This is a genomic window from Azospirillum melinis (genome assembly GCF_013340935.1).
In the GTDB taxonomy this organism is placed as follows: domain Bacteria; phylum Pseudomonadota; class Alphaproteobacteria; order Azospirillales; family Azospirillaceae; genus Azospirillum; species Azospirillum melinis.
Genome location: NZ_WHOS01000002.1, coordinates 1 through 13478, shown reverse-complemented (window position 1 = coordinate 13478; position 13478 = coordinate 1). Strand labels below are relative to the sequence as shown.

Below are 13478 nucleotides of genomic sequence, written 5' to 3'. Positions count from 1 at the left end.
CCCATGCGCGCAACGCGGCGAGCATGTCGTTCATCTCCTTGTCGTTTTCATCTCGTTCGGTTGCGTCAGGTTGCGTCACTTCAGGCCCAGCGCCGTGCGGACGGCGGCGGCGCCGTCCTTGCCGTCGCGGGTCGACACGCCGGCCAGCCAGGGGCCGAGCAGGTCGGGATGCGCCTTCAGATGGTCGGCCGCCGCGTCCTTGGGGGCCTTCTTGTCGTCCGTGATGGCGGCCATGATTTCGTTCTCCATCCCGACGGTGAAGGCGAGCTGGCTGAACAGGCGGTGGACATTCGTGCAGTCGGTGCCGTAGCCGCGCCGGGACAGGGTGTTGACCGTGGTACTGCCATAGTTCGGGCCGAAATAGGCGTCGCCGCCGCTGAGATAGGCCATGTCGATCCGGGTGTTCATCGGGTGCGGCTGCCAGCCGAGGAAGACCACCCAGTCCTTGCTGCGCGTCCGGCGCACCGCCTGGGCCAGCATGGCCTGCTCGCTCGATTCGACCAGGGTCCAGCCCTCCAGCCCGAAATCCTTCTTGTCGAGCATGCGCTGGATATTCTGGTTCGCTGGCGCCCCCGGTTCGATCCCGTAGATCTTCTTTTCGAACCGGTCGCCGAATTTGGCGAGGTCGGCGAAGCTGTGCACGCCGGCATCGGCCACCGCCTTCGGCACAGCCAGGGTGAATTTGGCATTCTCCAGGTTCGGGCGCACGATCTCGACGGATTTCTCGGCGATCAGCTTGTCGAGGAAGGTGGATTGGGCCGGCATCCAGTTGCCGAGGAAGACATCGATCTGCGCGGTCTTCAGCCCCTGGAAAATGATCGGCACGGCGACCGTCTCGATCTTCTGCTGGTAGCCCAGCGCGCTCAGCAGGGTGCCCGCCACCGCATTGGTCGCGGTGATGTCGGTCCAGCCGGGGTCCGCCATCCTCACCGTCTGGCAGCTGGCCGGTTCCGCCGCCACCGCCGAAGAGGGCAGCGAGCCGGCCGCCATCCCGAACACGGCCATCAGGCCGGCCAGCGCCGCACGCCCTGCCGTCAAACCGCCCATTGCAACCCCGGGTCCATGCATGCTGCTTTCCCTCCTGTCGGTTGACGGTCGAGGTCCGACGCGCCGTCGCGCCGTCCTACTGCGCAGGGGCGCCGGGACGCGGGAAGCGCGCCATGGCTTCCAGATCGTCGAGATCCAGATGGTTGCGCATATAGCTGGTGCCTGCATCGGTGAAAGGCTGGAAATCCCAGGAGCGATGCTGCCCCTGCCGCAGCGCATCGGCCACCAGGAGGCGCAGCTGCTGGCTGGCGACGACCTCCCCATGCAGGCGCGCCAGATCCCAGCGCCGGTCCACCTCGGCGCGGTAGTCTTTCACGGCATCGGCCGCCGCCGAGCCGGCGGCAGGCCGCTCCGCCCGGTTGGTCAGCTCGTCCGGGTCGTCGGACAGGTCGTAGAGCTGGTCGGGATCGGTCGGCGAATGGATGAATTTTTCGCTGCCGCGCCGGATCATCACAATCGGGGCCACGGCGCCTTCGCCCAGATATTCGCCGATCACCTCGTCGTGGCCGCCGCTGCGCTGAAGGTGCGGCAGCAGGCTGCGCCCGTCGATCGGCGTCCGCAGGCCCGGCGCCGCCCCGTCATGAGCGAGGTCGACCAGGGTCGGCAGCAGATCCATCGACGAGACCGAGGCGGCGACCCGTCCGGCCTGGAACCAGCCCGGCGTCCGGACGATCAGCGGGATGCGGCAGGCGGACTCGAAGAAGCTCATCTTGTACCACAGGCCGCGTTCGCCCAGCATGTCGCCATGGTCGGACAACAGGACGACGATGGTGTCCTCGGCCAGCCCGGTTTCCTCCAGCACGGTCATGAGCCGGCCGATCTGGTCGTCCACATAGGCGACGGACCCGTAATAGGCGCGGCGGGCATTGCGGATCTGCCGTTCGCTGAGCGGCATCTCGTCCATGGCGCAGACGCGGCGCAGCCGCTGCGAATGCGGGTCCATCTCCTCCGGCGCCAGGGTGACGCGCGGCAGCGGCACCTCCGCGTCGGTGTGGCGGTTCCAGTAGCGCTCGGTGATGGCGTAAGGGTCGTGCGGGTGGGTCAGCGACACCACGAAGCAGAAGGGGCGTTCCCGCCGGCCGCGGGCGATGTCGTACAGCTTGCGCTCCGAGGCGAAGACCACCTCCTCGTCGAAGTCGAGCTGGTTGGTGCGCAGGCAGGGGCCGGCATCGCGCACCGAACTCATGTTGTGGTACCAGCTCGGCCGTTCATCGGGGCGGGTCCAGTCCGGCGTCCAGCCGAAATCGGCCGGATAGATGTCGGTGGTCAACCGTTCCTCGAAGCCGTGAAGCTGGTCGGCGCCGCAGAAATGCATCTTGCCCGACAGGATCGTCCGGTAGCCGGCCAGCCGCAGATAATGGGCGAAGGTGGGGACGGTCGACGGGAATTCGGCGGCGTTGTCGTAAGCGCCGATGGCCGAGGGCAGCCGTCCCGACAGGAAGACATAGCGCGATGGCGCACAGAGCGGGCTGTTGCAATAGGCGCTGTCGAACACCACGCCGCTCTCCGCCAGCCGGTCGATGTGCGGTGTCCGCACCGTCGGGTTGCCGTAGGCGCCGAGCGCCTGCGGGATCATCTGGTCGGCCATGAGAATGAGGATGTTGGGACGCCGCGCCATATCCGCCTGCTTCATACCGTCTGTGGACAGATCGTTCGAGGAGGATAGAATTGACGAAGCGGGCAGGGAGCGTGAAGCCCCTGTCTGATCATGCTGGCATGAAGGGTGCTCATGGGAAAGGACCGTCTGCCGCCGCTGCGCACCCTGCTTTTCTTCGAGGCCGCCGGCCGGCTGCTCAGCTTCAGCGCTGCCGCCCGCGAGCTTGCCTGCACCCAGTCGGCCGTCAGCCACCAGATCGGCTGGCTGGAGGCCGATCTGGGGACGGCGCTGTTCCGCCGCCTGCACCGCGGCGTGGCGCTGACGCCGGACGGCGTACGGCTCTACGAGGCGACGCGCGACGCGCTGGACGGCATTGGCGATGCGGTGACTCGCATCCGTGACCGGCGCCGGCCGGGCGTGCTGAACGTCGCCACCGATTTCGGTTTCGCCGCCGGCTGGCTGCTGCCGCGTCTCAGCGCCCTGCGCCAGCTTCTGCCCGAGCTGGACGTGCGGATCGTGACGATGCAGACCGCAATCGACCTGCGCCGCGAGGCTGCGGACATCGCCATCACCTTCGGGCACGGCCATTGGCCCGGCTGCGAGGCGGAACTGCTGTTCCCGGAACGGGTGCTGCCGGTCTGCAGCCCGGCCTTCCGGGCGAGCCGCGCTCCGCTTGCCGCCGGGGGCGCCGGCAACCCGGCCGACCTGTCATCGCTGCCGCTCCTGCATCTGGAAAGCGTCGGGCCGGCCGCGTGGCTGTCCTGGGGCGACTGGTTCACCCTGTACGGGCTGCCGATGCCGGCCGGCGGCCAGGAGCTGACCTTCAACAACTATCCGCTGGTCTTGCAGGCCGCCCTGATGGGCCAGGGTGTGGCGCTGGGATGGAGCCCGCTGATTGACGACCTGATGCGGGACGGGCATCTGGTCTCGCTGCTCGACCGGCCGATCCAGACGGAGAGAGGCTATTTCCTCGTCGTCCCCAGCCGGCGCCGGACGGACGAGCGCCATGACCGCTTCCGCCGCTGGGTGGTCGAGGAAAGCCGGCGGGATGGAGCCGCAGCCGGCCCGTGATCGCGGGCATCACCCGTCACAGCAGCCCGCCCTCGCGCAGCCGCCCGTCCAGTTCCTCGTTGTAGCGCTTCAGCGCGTGCTGTTCGGTGAGCAGCCCGATCACCCGCATCCGGTCGCTGCCGTCCACCACTGCCAGCACGTCGCTCTCCGCCGTCGCGAAGCTTTTCATCGCCTCGCGGATGTTGACGTTGGGCAGCAGCATTTCGGTCTTGAGGCGGATGAGGTCGGCGAGTTCGACCGTTTCCGCCGTCTCGCGGTGGGCATCGGAGACGAAGACGATCCCGGCATAGCGGTCGGCCTGATCGACGACGATCACCCTCTGCGTCGCTCCCAGCGGGAAGTTGCGGCGGAACTGGGCGAGCGTCTGGTCGTCGCGCACAGTGCGGACATCCTTGCGCATCATGCGCCCGACCGTCAGGTCGCGGATCCAGCCGACGTCGGCGGCGCTGCGGATCGACTCGCCGCGCAGATGGAAGCGCCATGTGGCGAAGGAATAGCCGAAGACCCGCCGGACGGTGATGGACGACACCACCGCGGCGGCCAGCACCGCGATGGTCAGGGGCAGGCTGCCGGTGATCTCCAGGGCGAGGAAGGCCATGGTCAGCGGCGCGCCGAGCACTGCGGTCGCCATGGCGCACATGCCGACGATGCCGATCACCACCGCCGGGATGGTCAGCCCGACCGCCAGCATCCAGCCGATGGCGACCAGCTTGCCCAGCATCGCCCCCAGGAACAGCGAGGCGAAGAACAGGCCGCCGCGGAAGCCGGACCCGATGGAAATCGACGAGGCCAGCGCCTTCAGCCCGATCAGCGCCAGCAGGACGGGGGCGGTGTAATAGGCGTTGAAGCCGACATGCAGCGCCCCGTGGCCCGACGACAGCACCGCCGGCGTGGCGAGCGCCAGCAGCCCGATGCAGCATCCGCCGACCACCGGGCGGGCCCAGACCGGAACGCGGCTGCGGTTGAAGACCGCCTCCACCAGCGCGACCGTCCGCATCATGGCGATGCCGAGCAGGGCGCACAGCACGCCCATCAGGCAGACCAGCGCGTAATCGGCCGCCCCGAGACTGCCGGCGAAGCCGACCTGCAACGACGGCTGCGGCAGGATCAGCCGCATGACGCCGACCCCGGTCATCGCGGCGACGCCGACCGGGGCCAGGGTGGAGATCGAATAGCTGGCGATCACCAGCTCGAAGGCATAGAAGGCGCCGGTCAGCGGCGCGTCGAAGGCCGCCGCGATTGCCGCCGCGGTGCCGCAGCCGACCAGCGTGCGCAGATCGCCGCGCCGGACATGGAAGATGCGGCCGAGCTTGGACGCCACCATCGCGCCGGCCTGGGCATAGCCGGCCTCCATGCCGACCGAGGCGCCGAAGCCGTTGGACAGCATGGTTTGCAGGACCAGCAGCAGGCTGCCGTGGATGGGGATGCGCCCGCCGTGCAGGGCATTCGCCTCCACCGGATCGATGATCGACAGGCGGGGAAGCCGGGCGAGCAGCCAGCCGAGCCCCGCCATCAGGCCGCCCCCGGCGACCGGGACCAGCGCCGCCCGCCACGGATCGACAGAGGCGGCCCCGCTGACGTCGTGCCCCTCCACCGCGAACAGGACGTGATGGAGCGACTGCACCGCTGTGACGATGGCGGCGACCAAGCAGGCGGCGACGATGCCGATGCCGGCAGCCAGCACCGCCAGCCAGATCTCGTCGCCGCGTACGAAGGCGCGCAGCCAAGCCGGGGCCCTGATGCCCGGATCCTGCTGTTCCGGACGGGACAGCCTGGCTTTCAGCGATTGGAACATGCGTCGGCGGGCCGCCTTGGGCGTTGGGGACTGGGACGGTCCCGCCGTCAGCCGAGCATCGCCCGGGTATACAGCTCGGCGATGTGCGCGGTGACCGGCCCCGGCTTGCCGTCGCCGATCTGCCGGCCGTCGATCCGCACCACCGGCGTGATGCCGCCCAGCGTGCCGGTGACGAAGGCCTCGTCGGCAGCATAGACCTCCGCCAGGGTGAAGTCGTGCTCGCGCACCGTGCGGCCGTCCTTGCGGTAGAGATCGATGGTCTTGGCGCGGGTGATGCCCTTGAAGTTGAAACGGCCGGTGGAGGTCCAGAGTTCGCCCTTCCGGACGATGAAGAAGTTGGTCGAGTTGCAGCTCGCCACGAAGCCGTGGGGATCGAGCATCAGCGCCTCGTCGGCCCCGGCATTGATCGCCTGTATCAGCGCCTGGATGAAGTTGAGCCGGCTGTGCGAGTTGAGGCGCAGGTCGAAGACGTCGGGGCCGCTGCACCGGATGGTCGAGGTGAACAGCGTCAGCCCCCTGGCCTTCGATTCCGGCTTCGGCGCCTTGTATTCGGCGATGATGACGATGGTCGCCTGACCAAGGGCAAAGCGCGGATCCTGGTTGGGCGTCTTCTTGCGGCCGCGGGTGACCATCAGGCGGATGTGGGCGCCGTCGGTCATGCCGTTGCAGTCCAGCGTGGCCTGGATCGCCGCGACCAGCTCCTGGCGCGTCATGCCGATGTCGAGCTGGATGGCGTTGGCGCCCTCATACAGCCGGTCCATATGGTCGTCCAGCGCCAGGATACGACCCTTGACCAGCCGCAACCCTTCCCACACGCCGTCGCCCAGCACGAAGCCGGCGTCGAAGACCGAGATCTTCGCCTCGTCGCGCCGGAAGAACGCGCCGTTCACATAGATCAGCACCTCGTCGTTGCGGCTGTCGTCGACATAGCCCTGCGAACTCGTCTGGCTGACCGCGCTGTTCGAAACCATCGTATGTGCCCTTTCCCGGCGGCCACCAGCTTTGCGCCGCCTGTTTTTACGGATGCTCTCAGAAGGAAAATTCGGTGAAACGTTCCAGGAAGGCGCGCGTGCGCTCCTGTCTGGGATGCTTCAGCACCTCGTCCGGCGTCCCGACCTCGTGGAAGACGCCGTCGGCGAGGAAGATCACCTTGGTGGCGAAATGATAGGCGAAGCCAAGCTCGTGGGTGACAAGCAGCATGGTCCGCCCTTCCTCCGCCAGTTGCCGGATGACGCGCAGGACCTCGCCCACCAGCTCGGGGTCGAGCGAGGAGGTCGGTTCGTCGAACAGCAGGATCTCCGGCTCCATGGCGAGCGCGCGGGCGATGGCCACCCGCTGCTGCTGGCCGCCAGACAGCCGTCCGGGATAGACGTCGGTCTTGTTACCCAGCCCGACCTTGTCCAGTTCGCGCAGGGCCCGCTCGCGCGCCTCCGCCTTCTTCATCCGCTTGACGGTGACCAGCCCTTCCATGGCGTTCTCCAGCACGGTCATGTGCGGGAACAGGTTGAATTGCTGGAACACCATGCCGACGCGCTCGCGGACCCGGCAAAGCTCGCTTTCGGGATAGCGCACCTCGTCGGGCTTGCCGGCGGATGCGCGGCCGAGCGGCGTGCCGTCGAGCGCAATGCGGCCGGAGGTCGGCATCTCCATGAAATTGAGGCAGCGCAGGAAAGTGCTCTTGCCCGACCCACTGCCGCCGATGATGGCGACGCGCTCGCCGGCGGCCACGGAGAAATCGATCCCCTGCAGCACATGCAGCGTACCGAACCATTTGTGGAGGCCGGACACTTGGAGGATCGGCGGTGCCGGGACCTGCGAAGCCGGCAGGATCGACACCGGCATTATGGGATCTTGCATGGACGGGGTCTCCGCTTGCATGACGGTCAGCCCTTGCCGGCCATGCGGCGTTCGAGGGTCATCGACAGGAAGGTGGCCGGATAGATCAGGACGAAATAGACGACCGCCACGGTCGTGAGGATTTCGAAGGGGCGGTAGTAGGTCGAGCTCAGCAGCCGGCCCTGGTACATCAACTCATGGACCGAGAGCACGGAGGCCAGCGACGACATCTTCGCCACCTCCACCGCGCGGTTGGTGAAGGCCGGCAACATCAGCTTGAAGACCTGCGGCAGGATGATCCGGCGCAACATGTCGGCATGCCGCATGCCCAGCGCCTTCGCCCCTTCCCATTGGCCGCGGGCGATGGACTGGATGCCGCCGCGGAAGATCTCCGCCCCATAGGCCGAGGTGTTCAGCGCCAGCCCGAGCAGCGCCGCCGTGAAGGGCGACAGCTGCACCCCGATCAGGATGGGGAAGGCATAGTAGAACCAGATCAGCTGGATCAGCACCGGCGTGTCGCGGAACAGCTCGATGTAGACGAGGCTGCCGCCGCGCAGCAGCCTGCTGCGCGACAGCCGGGCGAGCGCCAGGACGAGCCCGGCGGCCAGCCCGATTGCGAGGCTGGGCAGCCAAAGCTCCAGCGTCACCAGGAAGCCGCGCATCAGGATCGGGAAGGTCTCCACCACCAGGGCGAAGTCGAAGGCGTAGTCCATCTCTTCGTGTCCTCAGCGGTAGGCGGTCAGCCGCGCTTCGGCGACCCGGGCCAGCGCGCTGCACGAGACCAGCAGCACGAGATAGAGCAGGGCGACGGTGGAGTAGACCTCCAGCGGCCGGAAGGTTTCGCTGTTCACCATCATCGCCTGATAGAGAAGTTCCCCATAAGCCAGCGTGGAGGCGAGCGCCGTGGTCTTGATCAGCTCGAAGGAGCGTTCGACGAAGGGGGCGACCATGCGCGTCGCCGCCTGCGGCACCACGATGCGCCGCATCAGCTGCGTGTGGGTCATCCCCAGCGCCTTGGCTCCCTCCCATTGGCCGCGCTCGATGGAGCGGATGCCGCCGCGGAACACCTCGGCATAGAAGGCGCCGGACTGGGTGGACAGGGCGAGCACGGCGGCGACCAGCGGATCGAGGCTGATGTTAAGCACCACCGGCAGGGCATAGAAGAACCAGAAGAAATGCACGATGGGCGGCGTGTTCCGGTAGAACTCGACGAAGACTGCCGCCGGCAGGCGCAGAGACCGGCGCGGCGAGAGCCGCAGCAGAGCCAGGACCAGCCCGACGAGGACGCCGAAGACGATGGCGATTGCAGCGATCTTCACCGTGTTGAGCAGACCGTCGAGCAGCAGCGGCCATCGCGTCAGGACCGGCGAGAAATCCCATTGGTAGCTCATGCGGCGTCCTTGTGGATGGCCACTTCCGACAAACGGACCGATGCGGAATGGCGGCGGACCGGCATCGCTCCGCCGCCTCGTGCTGTCAGTGCCAGGCTTCCTTGATCAGGCCCGGGATCTTCGAGGCGTCGACGTTCTTCGACTTCAGATAGCCGGCGAACAGCTGGTCGGGGACGCCGTCGGCGTAGAGCGTCTTGAGCTGCCCGTCCAGCCAGTCGCGGAAGGCCGGGTTCTCCTCCTTGCGCAGGCCGACGCTGGTGGCCACCGGCTCCACCGGTTCGGGCAGGATCACCTTGCCCAGGCGCAGGCGGGTCTGCTGCACGACGAGCGCCGGATGAAACTGGACGGCGACGTCGATGCGCTTGGCGGCGAAGGCGGCGATGGTCTCGTCGTTGTTGGAGAAGCGGTTGATCGCCGCCTGCTTCACCATTGCCGTCACGTTCTTGTCGAGCGAGGTGCCGAGCGTCACGCCGATGCGCAGGCCCGGCTTGTCGATGTCCGCCCAGCTCTTGATGGTCGAATCGCCGGCGACCAGCGCGCCCATGGCATAGTAGAACAGCGGGGCATCGGGGAAGTCGATGGCCTTGCGCCGCTCCTCGGTCGGGTCGAGAACGAACATCAGGTCGATCTGGTCGGCCTGGAGCGCGCCCACCGCGTTTGCCCAGGTCGTCTCCACCGGAACCAGGGTGGCGCCCAGGCTGGCGGCCAGCCGCTGCCCCATCGCCACGCCGACGCCTGTCCAGGTCTCGGTCATCGGATCCTTGAAGAACCAGGGCTCGGCCGAGGTCACGCCGATGCGCAGGCGCTTGCTCTCCTTGACCCTGTCGAGCGTGGAGGGCGAGGCGGCGAATGCCGGCAAAGCCGACAGTCCGACAGCGGCGCCAGCGGCGGCGCCGGCAGCAAGGCCGAGCAGGGTCCTGCGGCCGATTTTTCCCTGGTCGATGGTCATCTCAAAGCCTCCTCTGTCTGTTCGTCGTCTTTTTGTCGGTTCGGTCGGCGGCGGTCCCGTCAGGAGCCTTGGACAGCGCGGGCCTCGCGGCCCCGCAGGAAATCTTCGGTCTGCCGGCCGCCACGGGCCATGTGGTCGGTGATTTCGGACTTCAGCGCGTCGAAATCGTCGGAGAGCGCCATCTCCACATAGCGGTCATGGCCGTCGCGGCGCGGACCGCGGATGCCGTGCGCCCGGTGGTGCGCCGCCCAATAGAGCTGCAAGCGTCCACGGATGCTGTCCCAGGTCCGGATCAGCAGCTTGTGCCCGGTCGCCTCATAGACGAAGCCGTGCAATTGCAGCTCGGCGACGATGCTGGCGGCATCGTCCTCGGCGTCGATGCAGGCGGTGAGCGCATCGCGCCGGGCGACGAGGCCCTGGCGGAACGCCTGGTCCCGGCGCGCCCAGATCTGCTCGAAGGCGAAGATCTCCAGAGTGACGCGCATCGAATAGATCTCGCGCACGTCATCGACCGACAGGCCGACGACATGGGTGCCGGTGTAGGGCACGGCGACCAGCAGCCCCTCGTCGATCAACTGCCGCATGGCTTCGCGCAAGGGACCGCGGCTGACCCCGAACTGGTCGGCGAGCGCGGTCTCGACAAGCTGCGCACCGGGCTCAATGTCGCCATTCAGGATCGCGGCCCGCAGTCCGTCCGCGATGTGGGCGCGGAAGGTCGCCTTCGGCACGCGCGCCAGGACCGATCCCAAAGCCTTGCCCTTCGCTCCGTCAGCCATGCGACCTCGCCGTAGACAGTCGATTGTTGACAATGTGAGCCGCGATGACGGACCTGTCAACCGTCATTGCTTCGTAGTCGAAGGACCATGGTACGGTGGCCTTGATCCTTTGCACGGCATCGCCGCCGGTGGAGCGTCAGTAGCCCAGCGCGCACCCGTCCTTCCGGTGGTCGGAGCCGCCCAGCAGGGTTCCGCGCTCCCAGTCGATGGCGATGGCCTGGGCGCCGCCGATGGCCCCGGCGGGCGCCGTCACGGTGAAGCCACGGCGGGCCAACTCCGCCCCCGCCCTGCTGCGGATGGCCGTCTCCGCCTCCACGGTGAGGGTGCCGGGCAGGGGGAACAGGCGCGGCAGATCAATGGCGCTCTGGATGTCCAGCCCATGGTCGAACAGCTTCGACAGGAAATGAGCGTGGCCCATCGCCTGGTAATGCCCGCCCATGACGCCGAAGGTCAGGCTGACGCGCCCGTTTTCGCTGACCATGCCGGGAATGATGGTGTGCATCGGCCGCTTGCGCGGCGCTACCATGTTGGGATGCCCGTCGACCAGGGAGAAGCTCTGGCCCCGGTTGTGGAACAGCACGCCGGAGCGCGGCGCCATCAGCCCGCTGCCATAGGGATGGAAGATCGAGCTGATGAAGCTGACCGCCGTGCGCTGCTTGTCGACCACGGCGATGTAGACGGTGTCCTTGTGCTCGACAGCGTCGAACACCTCGCCGATCTCCAGCGCGCGGGCGGTGTCGATGCGGGCGGCCAGTTCGTCGGCCAGCGCATCGGACAGCAGATGCTCCACCATCGACGGTCCGGGTTGCGCCGGATCGGCCAGGAAAGCGTCGCGCGCGGCATAGGCGAGCCGCGTCGCCTCGATCTCCACATGCAGACTGTCGGGGTCGAGCGGATCGCCGGCGGGCTGGAAGCGCTTGAGGATGTTCAGGATCATCAGGGCGATGATGCCCTGTCCGTTCGGCGGGCATTCATGGATTGTGCGGCCGCGATAGTCGGTCCGGATCGGCGTCACATACTCGCCCCTGGCCCCGGCGAAATCCTCCAGGTTGTGGAAGCCGCCCGCCGCCCGCAGGCACTCCACCATGTCCTCGGCGACGCCGCCGCGGTAAAAGGCGTCCGGCCCTTCGCGCCCGATGGCCTCCAGCGTGTCGGCTAACAGCGGCTGGGTCTGGACGGTGCCGGCCGTGGGGGCTTCTCCATCCACCAGGAAGGTGGCCGCCGCCGCCGGGCTCTGGCGCAGCAGATCGGTTTGCTTGGCGAGGTCGTGCGACACCCGCGGCGTGATGGCATAGCCTTCGCGTGCCATGGCGATGGCCGGGGCGAAGATCTCGCTCAGGGGCAGGCGGCCATGGTCGACGACCAGCCGCGCCCAGGCATCCACCGCGCCCGGCACCGTGACCGCGTGAGGGGAATGGCGGTCGAGCGCTGTGACGCCCGCCGCCCGCAGGCGCTCCAGCGTCATCGCCGCCGGGGTGCGGCCGGAGCCGTTGTAGGCGCGGATGTCGGTCCCGCCCTGCGGAGCGACCATGGCGAAGCAGTCGCCGCCGATCCCGGTCGAACCGGCTTCGACCACGCTCTGGACCGCGCAGGCCGCCACCGCGGCATCGATTGCCGTGCCGCCGGCCTTGAGGATCTCAACCGCCGTCAGGGTTGCCGCCGGATGCGAGGTGGCGGCCATGCCGTTGCGCCCCATGGCGAGCGACCGGCCCGGTTCTTCGAAGTTGCGCATGGTCTCCGTCGACTCCCCGATGTTGGCTTTTTGCGGTGAAGGGCCGGACGCGCGGGCATCCTCCACCGTTCTGCCGATATGGTATACCAAATCCCATCATGCCGAGGAGATCTGACGGGGCATCAGCGGCGGCCAATCAGCGGCTGGCGATCTCCTCCCGCGTCAGGGTCATGAACAGATCGACCACCGGCGTCCTGGCCCGGTCGCTGTGGACGGCGATCTGGAAGGGCGAGTGATAGGACAGCACCCGTGGCAACAGGGCGCGCAGCCGTCCGGCCTGGACGAAGGGGGCGGCATAATGGTCGGGCAGATAGCCGAGATAGCGGCCGGACAGGATCAGCCGGGCGGCGCCTTCCATGTCGCTAACGGTCGCATGCGGGGCGCTGATGGCGAAGATCTTGATGTCACGCGCGCCCCAATAGCTGCGGGCGACCAGCCGGTGCCGACGCACTTCGTCCAGATCGACCATGCTGTCCGGACGGTCGAACAGCGGATGGCCGGTCCCGCAATAGAACAGGTTGGTTTCCGTGTAGAGGTCGATGTAGGAGAGGCCGGGCACGATCCGCGGAAAGCTGGCGATGGCGAGGTGCAGCTCGCCGCCGACCACGTCGCGCAGCAGCTCGTTGGGCGGCCGGGTGGCGATGGCGAGGTTGACCTCGGGGGCGGCGTCGGCGAAGCGGGTGATCACGCGCTCCAGCGGGAAATTGGCGTCGGTCAGCGTGTTGTCCACCAGCCCGATGCTGAGGGTTCCGGTCAGGCGGTCGCGCAGCCCCCGCACGCGGGCGCCGAACCGGTCCAGCGTGTCGAACACCCGCCGCAGCTCGTCATAGACCGCCTGCCCCTCCTCCGTCAGCTTGAAGCCGGAGCGGCCGCGCCGGCACAGCCGCACCCCCAGCCGCCCTTCCAGTTCGGCGAAATGGGTGGAGATGGTGGAAAGCGACAGGTTCAGTTCGCCTTGCGCCGCAGTAAAGCCGCCGGCCTCGACCACCGTCATGAACAGGCGAAAGAGCCGCAGATCGGCGGTCTCGATAGTCATCCGGCTCATGCGATCGGCAGCTCTCCGGCCTGGATGGGGTTCGGGCCGGGCTTACTTCGGCTCCTGTCGAAGTAAGATACAAAAAATTCCGGATGTGTGGGAACGCAAAGTCGCCGTCTACTTCCGTCATGCACTTCCATCGGGGCTGACCAACGACGAGAGGGAGACACGCTATGACGATCGGCGCGGGACTGGGCAGGGGATTGGGCAGGCGGGCGGTGCTGGCGGGGGCGGCCGCAGCTGCGGCG

The 13478-nt window shown here is 67.8% G+C and carries 12 protein-coding genes; 1 reads left to right on the top strand and 11 read right to left on the bottom strand.

The features are described 5' to 3' along the window. Positions 1–75: 75 nt before the first annotated feature. Both GBZ48_RS01735 and betC read right to left on the bottom strand, forming a co-directional pair. A complete protein-coding gene (locus GBZ48_RS01735; RefSeq protein WP_246306931.1) occupies positions 76–1068 on the bottom strand; it encodes a choline ABC transporter substrate-binding protein in 993 nt (330 codons plus the stop codon). A 55-nt stretch (positions 1069–1123) separates the two neighbouring features. Continuing rightward, on the bottom strand, positions 1124–2665 hold the full coding sequence (betC, locus tag GBZ48_RS01730; protein WP_174469427.1) for a choline-sulfatase: 1542 nt from the start codon (positions 2663–2665) through the stop codon (positions 1124–1126). A 111-nt stretch (positions 2666–2776) separates the two neighbouring features. Between betC and GBZ48_RS01725 the strand changes: the two genes are divergently transcribed. Then, the gene (locus GBZ48_RS01725) at positions 2777–3715 is read left to right on the top strand and encodes a choline sulfate utilization transcriptional regulator (RefSeq protein WP_174469426.1); all 939 of its coding nucleotides are present in this window, start codon (positions 2777–2779) and stop codon (positions 3713–3715) included. A 16-nt stretch (positions 3716–3731) separates the two neighbouring features. On the opposite strand, the gene GBZ48_RS01720 is transcribed toward GBZ48_RS01725, so the two are convergent. The 9 genes from GBZ48_RS01720 to GBZ48_RS01680 form a co-directional block, all read right to left on the bottom strand. Then, a complete protein-coding gene (locus tag GBZ48_RS01720; protein ID WP_174469425.1) occupies positions 3732–5510 on the bottom strand; it encodes a chloride channel protein in 1779 nt (592 codons plus the stop codon). A 47-nt stretch (positions 5511–5557) separates the two neighbouring features. Further along, positions 5558–6481, bottom strand: a complete 924-nt coding sequence (locus GBZ48_RS01715; protein WP_174469424.1) for an aminotransferase class IV — start codon at positions 6479–6481, stop codon at positions 5558–5560. 58 nt (positions 6482–6539) lie between these two features. Further along, a complete protein-coding gene (locus GBZ48_RS01710; RefSeq protein ID WP_281362354.1) occupies positions 6540–7367 on the bottom strand; it encodes an amino acid ABC transporter ATP-binding protein in 828 nt (275 codons plus the stop codon). Positions 7368–7393: 26 nt separating this feature from the next. Then, on the bottom strand, positions 7394–8059 hold the full coding sequence (locus GBZ48_RS01705; RefSeq protein WP_174469423.1) for an amino acid ABC transporter permease: 666 nt from the start codon (positions 8057–8059) through the stop codon (positions 7394–7396). 12 nt (positions 8060–8071) lie between these two features. Then, the gene (locus GBZ48_RS01700; RefSeq protein WP_174469422.1) at positions 8072–8737 is read right to left on the bottom strand and encodes an amino acid ABC transporter permease; all 666 of its coding nucleotides are present in this window, start codon (positions 8735–8737) and stop codon (positions 8072–8074) included. Positions 8738–8822: 85 nt separating this feature from the next. Next, entirely contained in the window at positions 8823–9686 is an 864-nt protein-coding gene (locus tag GBZ48_RS01695; protein WP_174469421.1) for a transporter substrate-binding domain-containing protein, read from the bottom strand. Between the two features lie 59 nt (positions 9687–9745). Then, entirely contained in the window at positions 9746–10462 is a 717-nt protein-coding gene (locus GBZ48_RS01690) for a GntR family transcriptional regulator (RefSeq protein ID WP_174469420.1), read from the bottom strand. A 136-nt stretch (positions 10463–10598) separates the two neighbouring features. Then, complete coding sequence (locus tag GBZ48_RS01685; protein ID WP_174469419.1) at positions 10599–12194, bottom strand: gamma-glutamyltransferase family protein; 1596 nt, start codon at positions 12192–12194, stop codon at positions 10599–10601. 136 nt (positions 12195–12330) lie between these two features. After that, positions 12331–13239 (bottom strand): LysR family transcriptional regulator, encoded by a 909-nt coding sequence (locus GBZ48_RS01680; protein WP_174469418.1) that lies wholly within the window; start codon positions 13237–13239, stop codon positions 12331–12333. Positions 13240–13478: the final 239 nt, after the last annotated feature.

Excerpts from the sequence above, each read along its gene's own strand:
- GBZ48_RS01725 (WP_174469426.1), top strand. The coding sequence starts at position 2,777 with ATGGGAAAGGACCGTCTGCCGCCGCTGCGCACCCTGCTTTTCTTCGAG.
- GBZ48_RS01695 (WP_174469421.1), bottom strand. The coding sequence starts at position 9,686 with ATGACCATCGACCAGGGAAAAATCGGCCGCAGGACCCTGCTCGGCCTT.
- GBZ48_RS01720 (WP_174469425.1), bottom strand. The coding sequence starts at position 5,510 with ATGTTCCAATCGCTGAAAGCCAGGCTGTCCCGTCCGGAACAGCAGGAT.
- GBZ48_RS01685 (WP_174469419.1), bottom strand. The coding sequence starts at position 12,194 with ATGCGCAACTTCGAAGAACCGGGCCGGTCGCTCGCCATGGGGCGCAAC.
- GBZ48_RS01680 (WP_174469418.1), bottom strand. The coding sequence starts at position 13,239 with ATGAGCCGGATGACTATCGAGACCGCCGATCTGCGGCTCTTTCGCCTG.
- GBZ48_RS01715 (WP_174469424.1), bottom strand. The coding sequence starts at position 6,481 with ATGGTTTCGAACAGCGCGGTCAGCCAGACGAGTTCGCAGGGCTATGTC.
- GBZ48_RS01690 (WP_174469420.1), bottom strand. The coding sequence starts at position 10,462 with ATGGCTGACGGAGCGAAGGGCAAGGCTTTGGGATCGGTCCTGGCGCGC.
- GBZ48_RS01710 (WP_281362354.1), bottom strand. The coding sequence starts at position 7,367 with ATGCAAGATCCCATAATGCCGGTGTCGATCCTGCCGGCTTCGCAGGTC.
- GBZ48_RS01700 (WP_174469422.1), bottom strand. The coding sequence starts at position 8,737 with ATGAGCTACCAATGGGATTTCTCGCCGGTCCTGACGCGATGGCCGCTG.
- GBZ48_RS01735 (WP_246306931.1), bottom strand. The coding sequence starts at position 1,068 with ATGCATGGACCCGGGGTTGCAATGGGCGGTTTGACGGCAGGGCGTGCG.
- GBZ48_RS01705 (WP_174469423.1), bottom strand. The coding sequence starts at position 8,059 with ATGGACTACGCCTTCGACTTCGCCCTGGTGGTGGAGACCTTCCCGATC.
- betC (WP_174469427.1), bottom strand. The coding sequence starts at position 2,665 with ATGGCGCGGCGTCCCAACATCCTCATTCTCATGGCCGACCAGATGATC.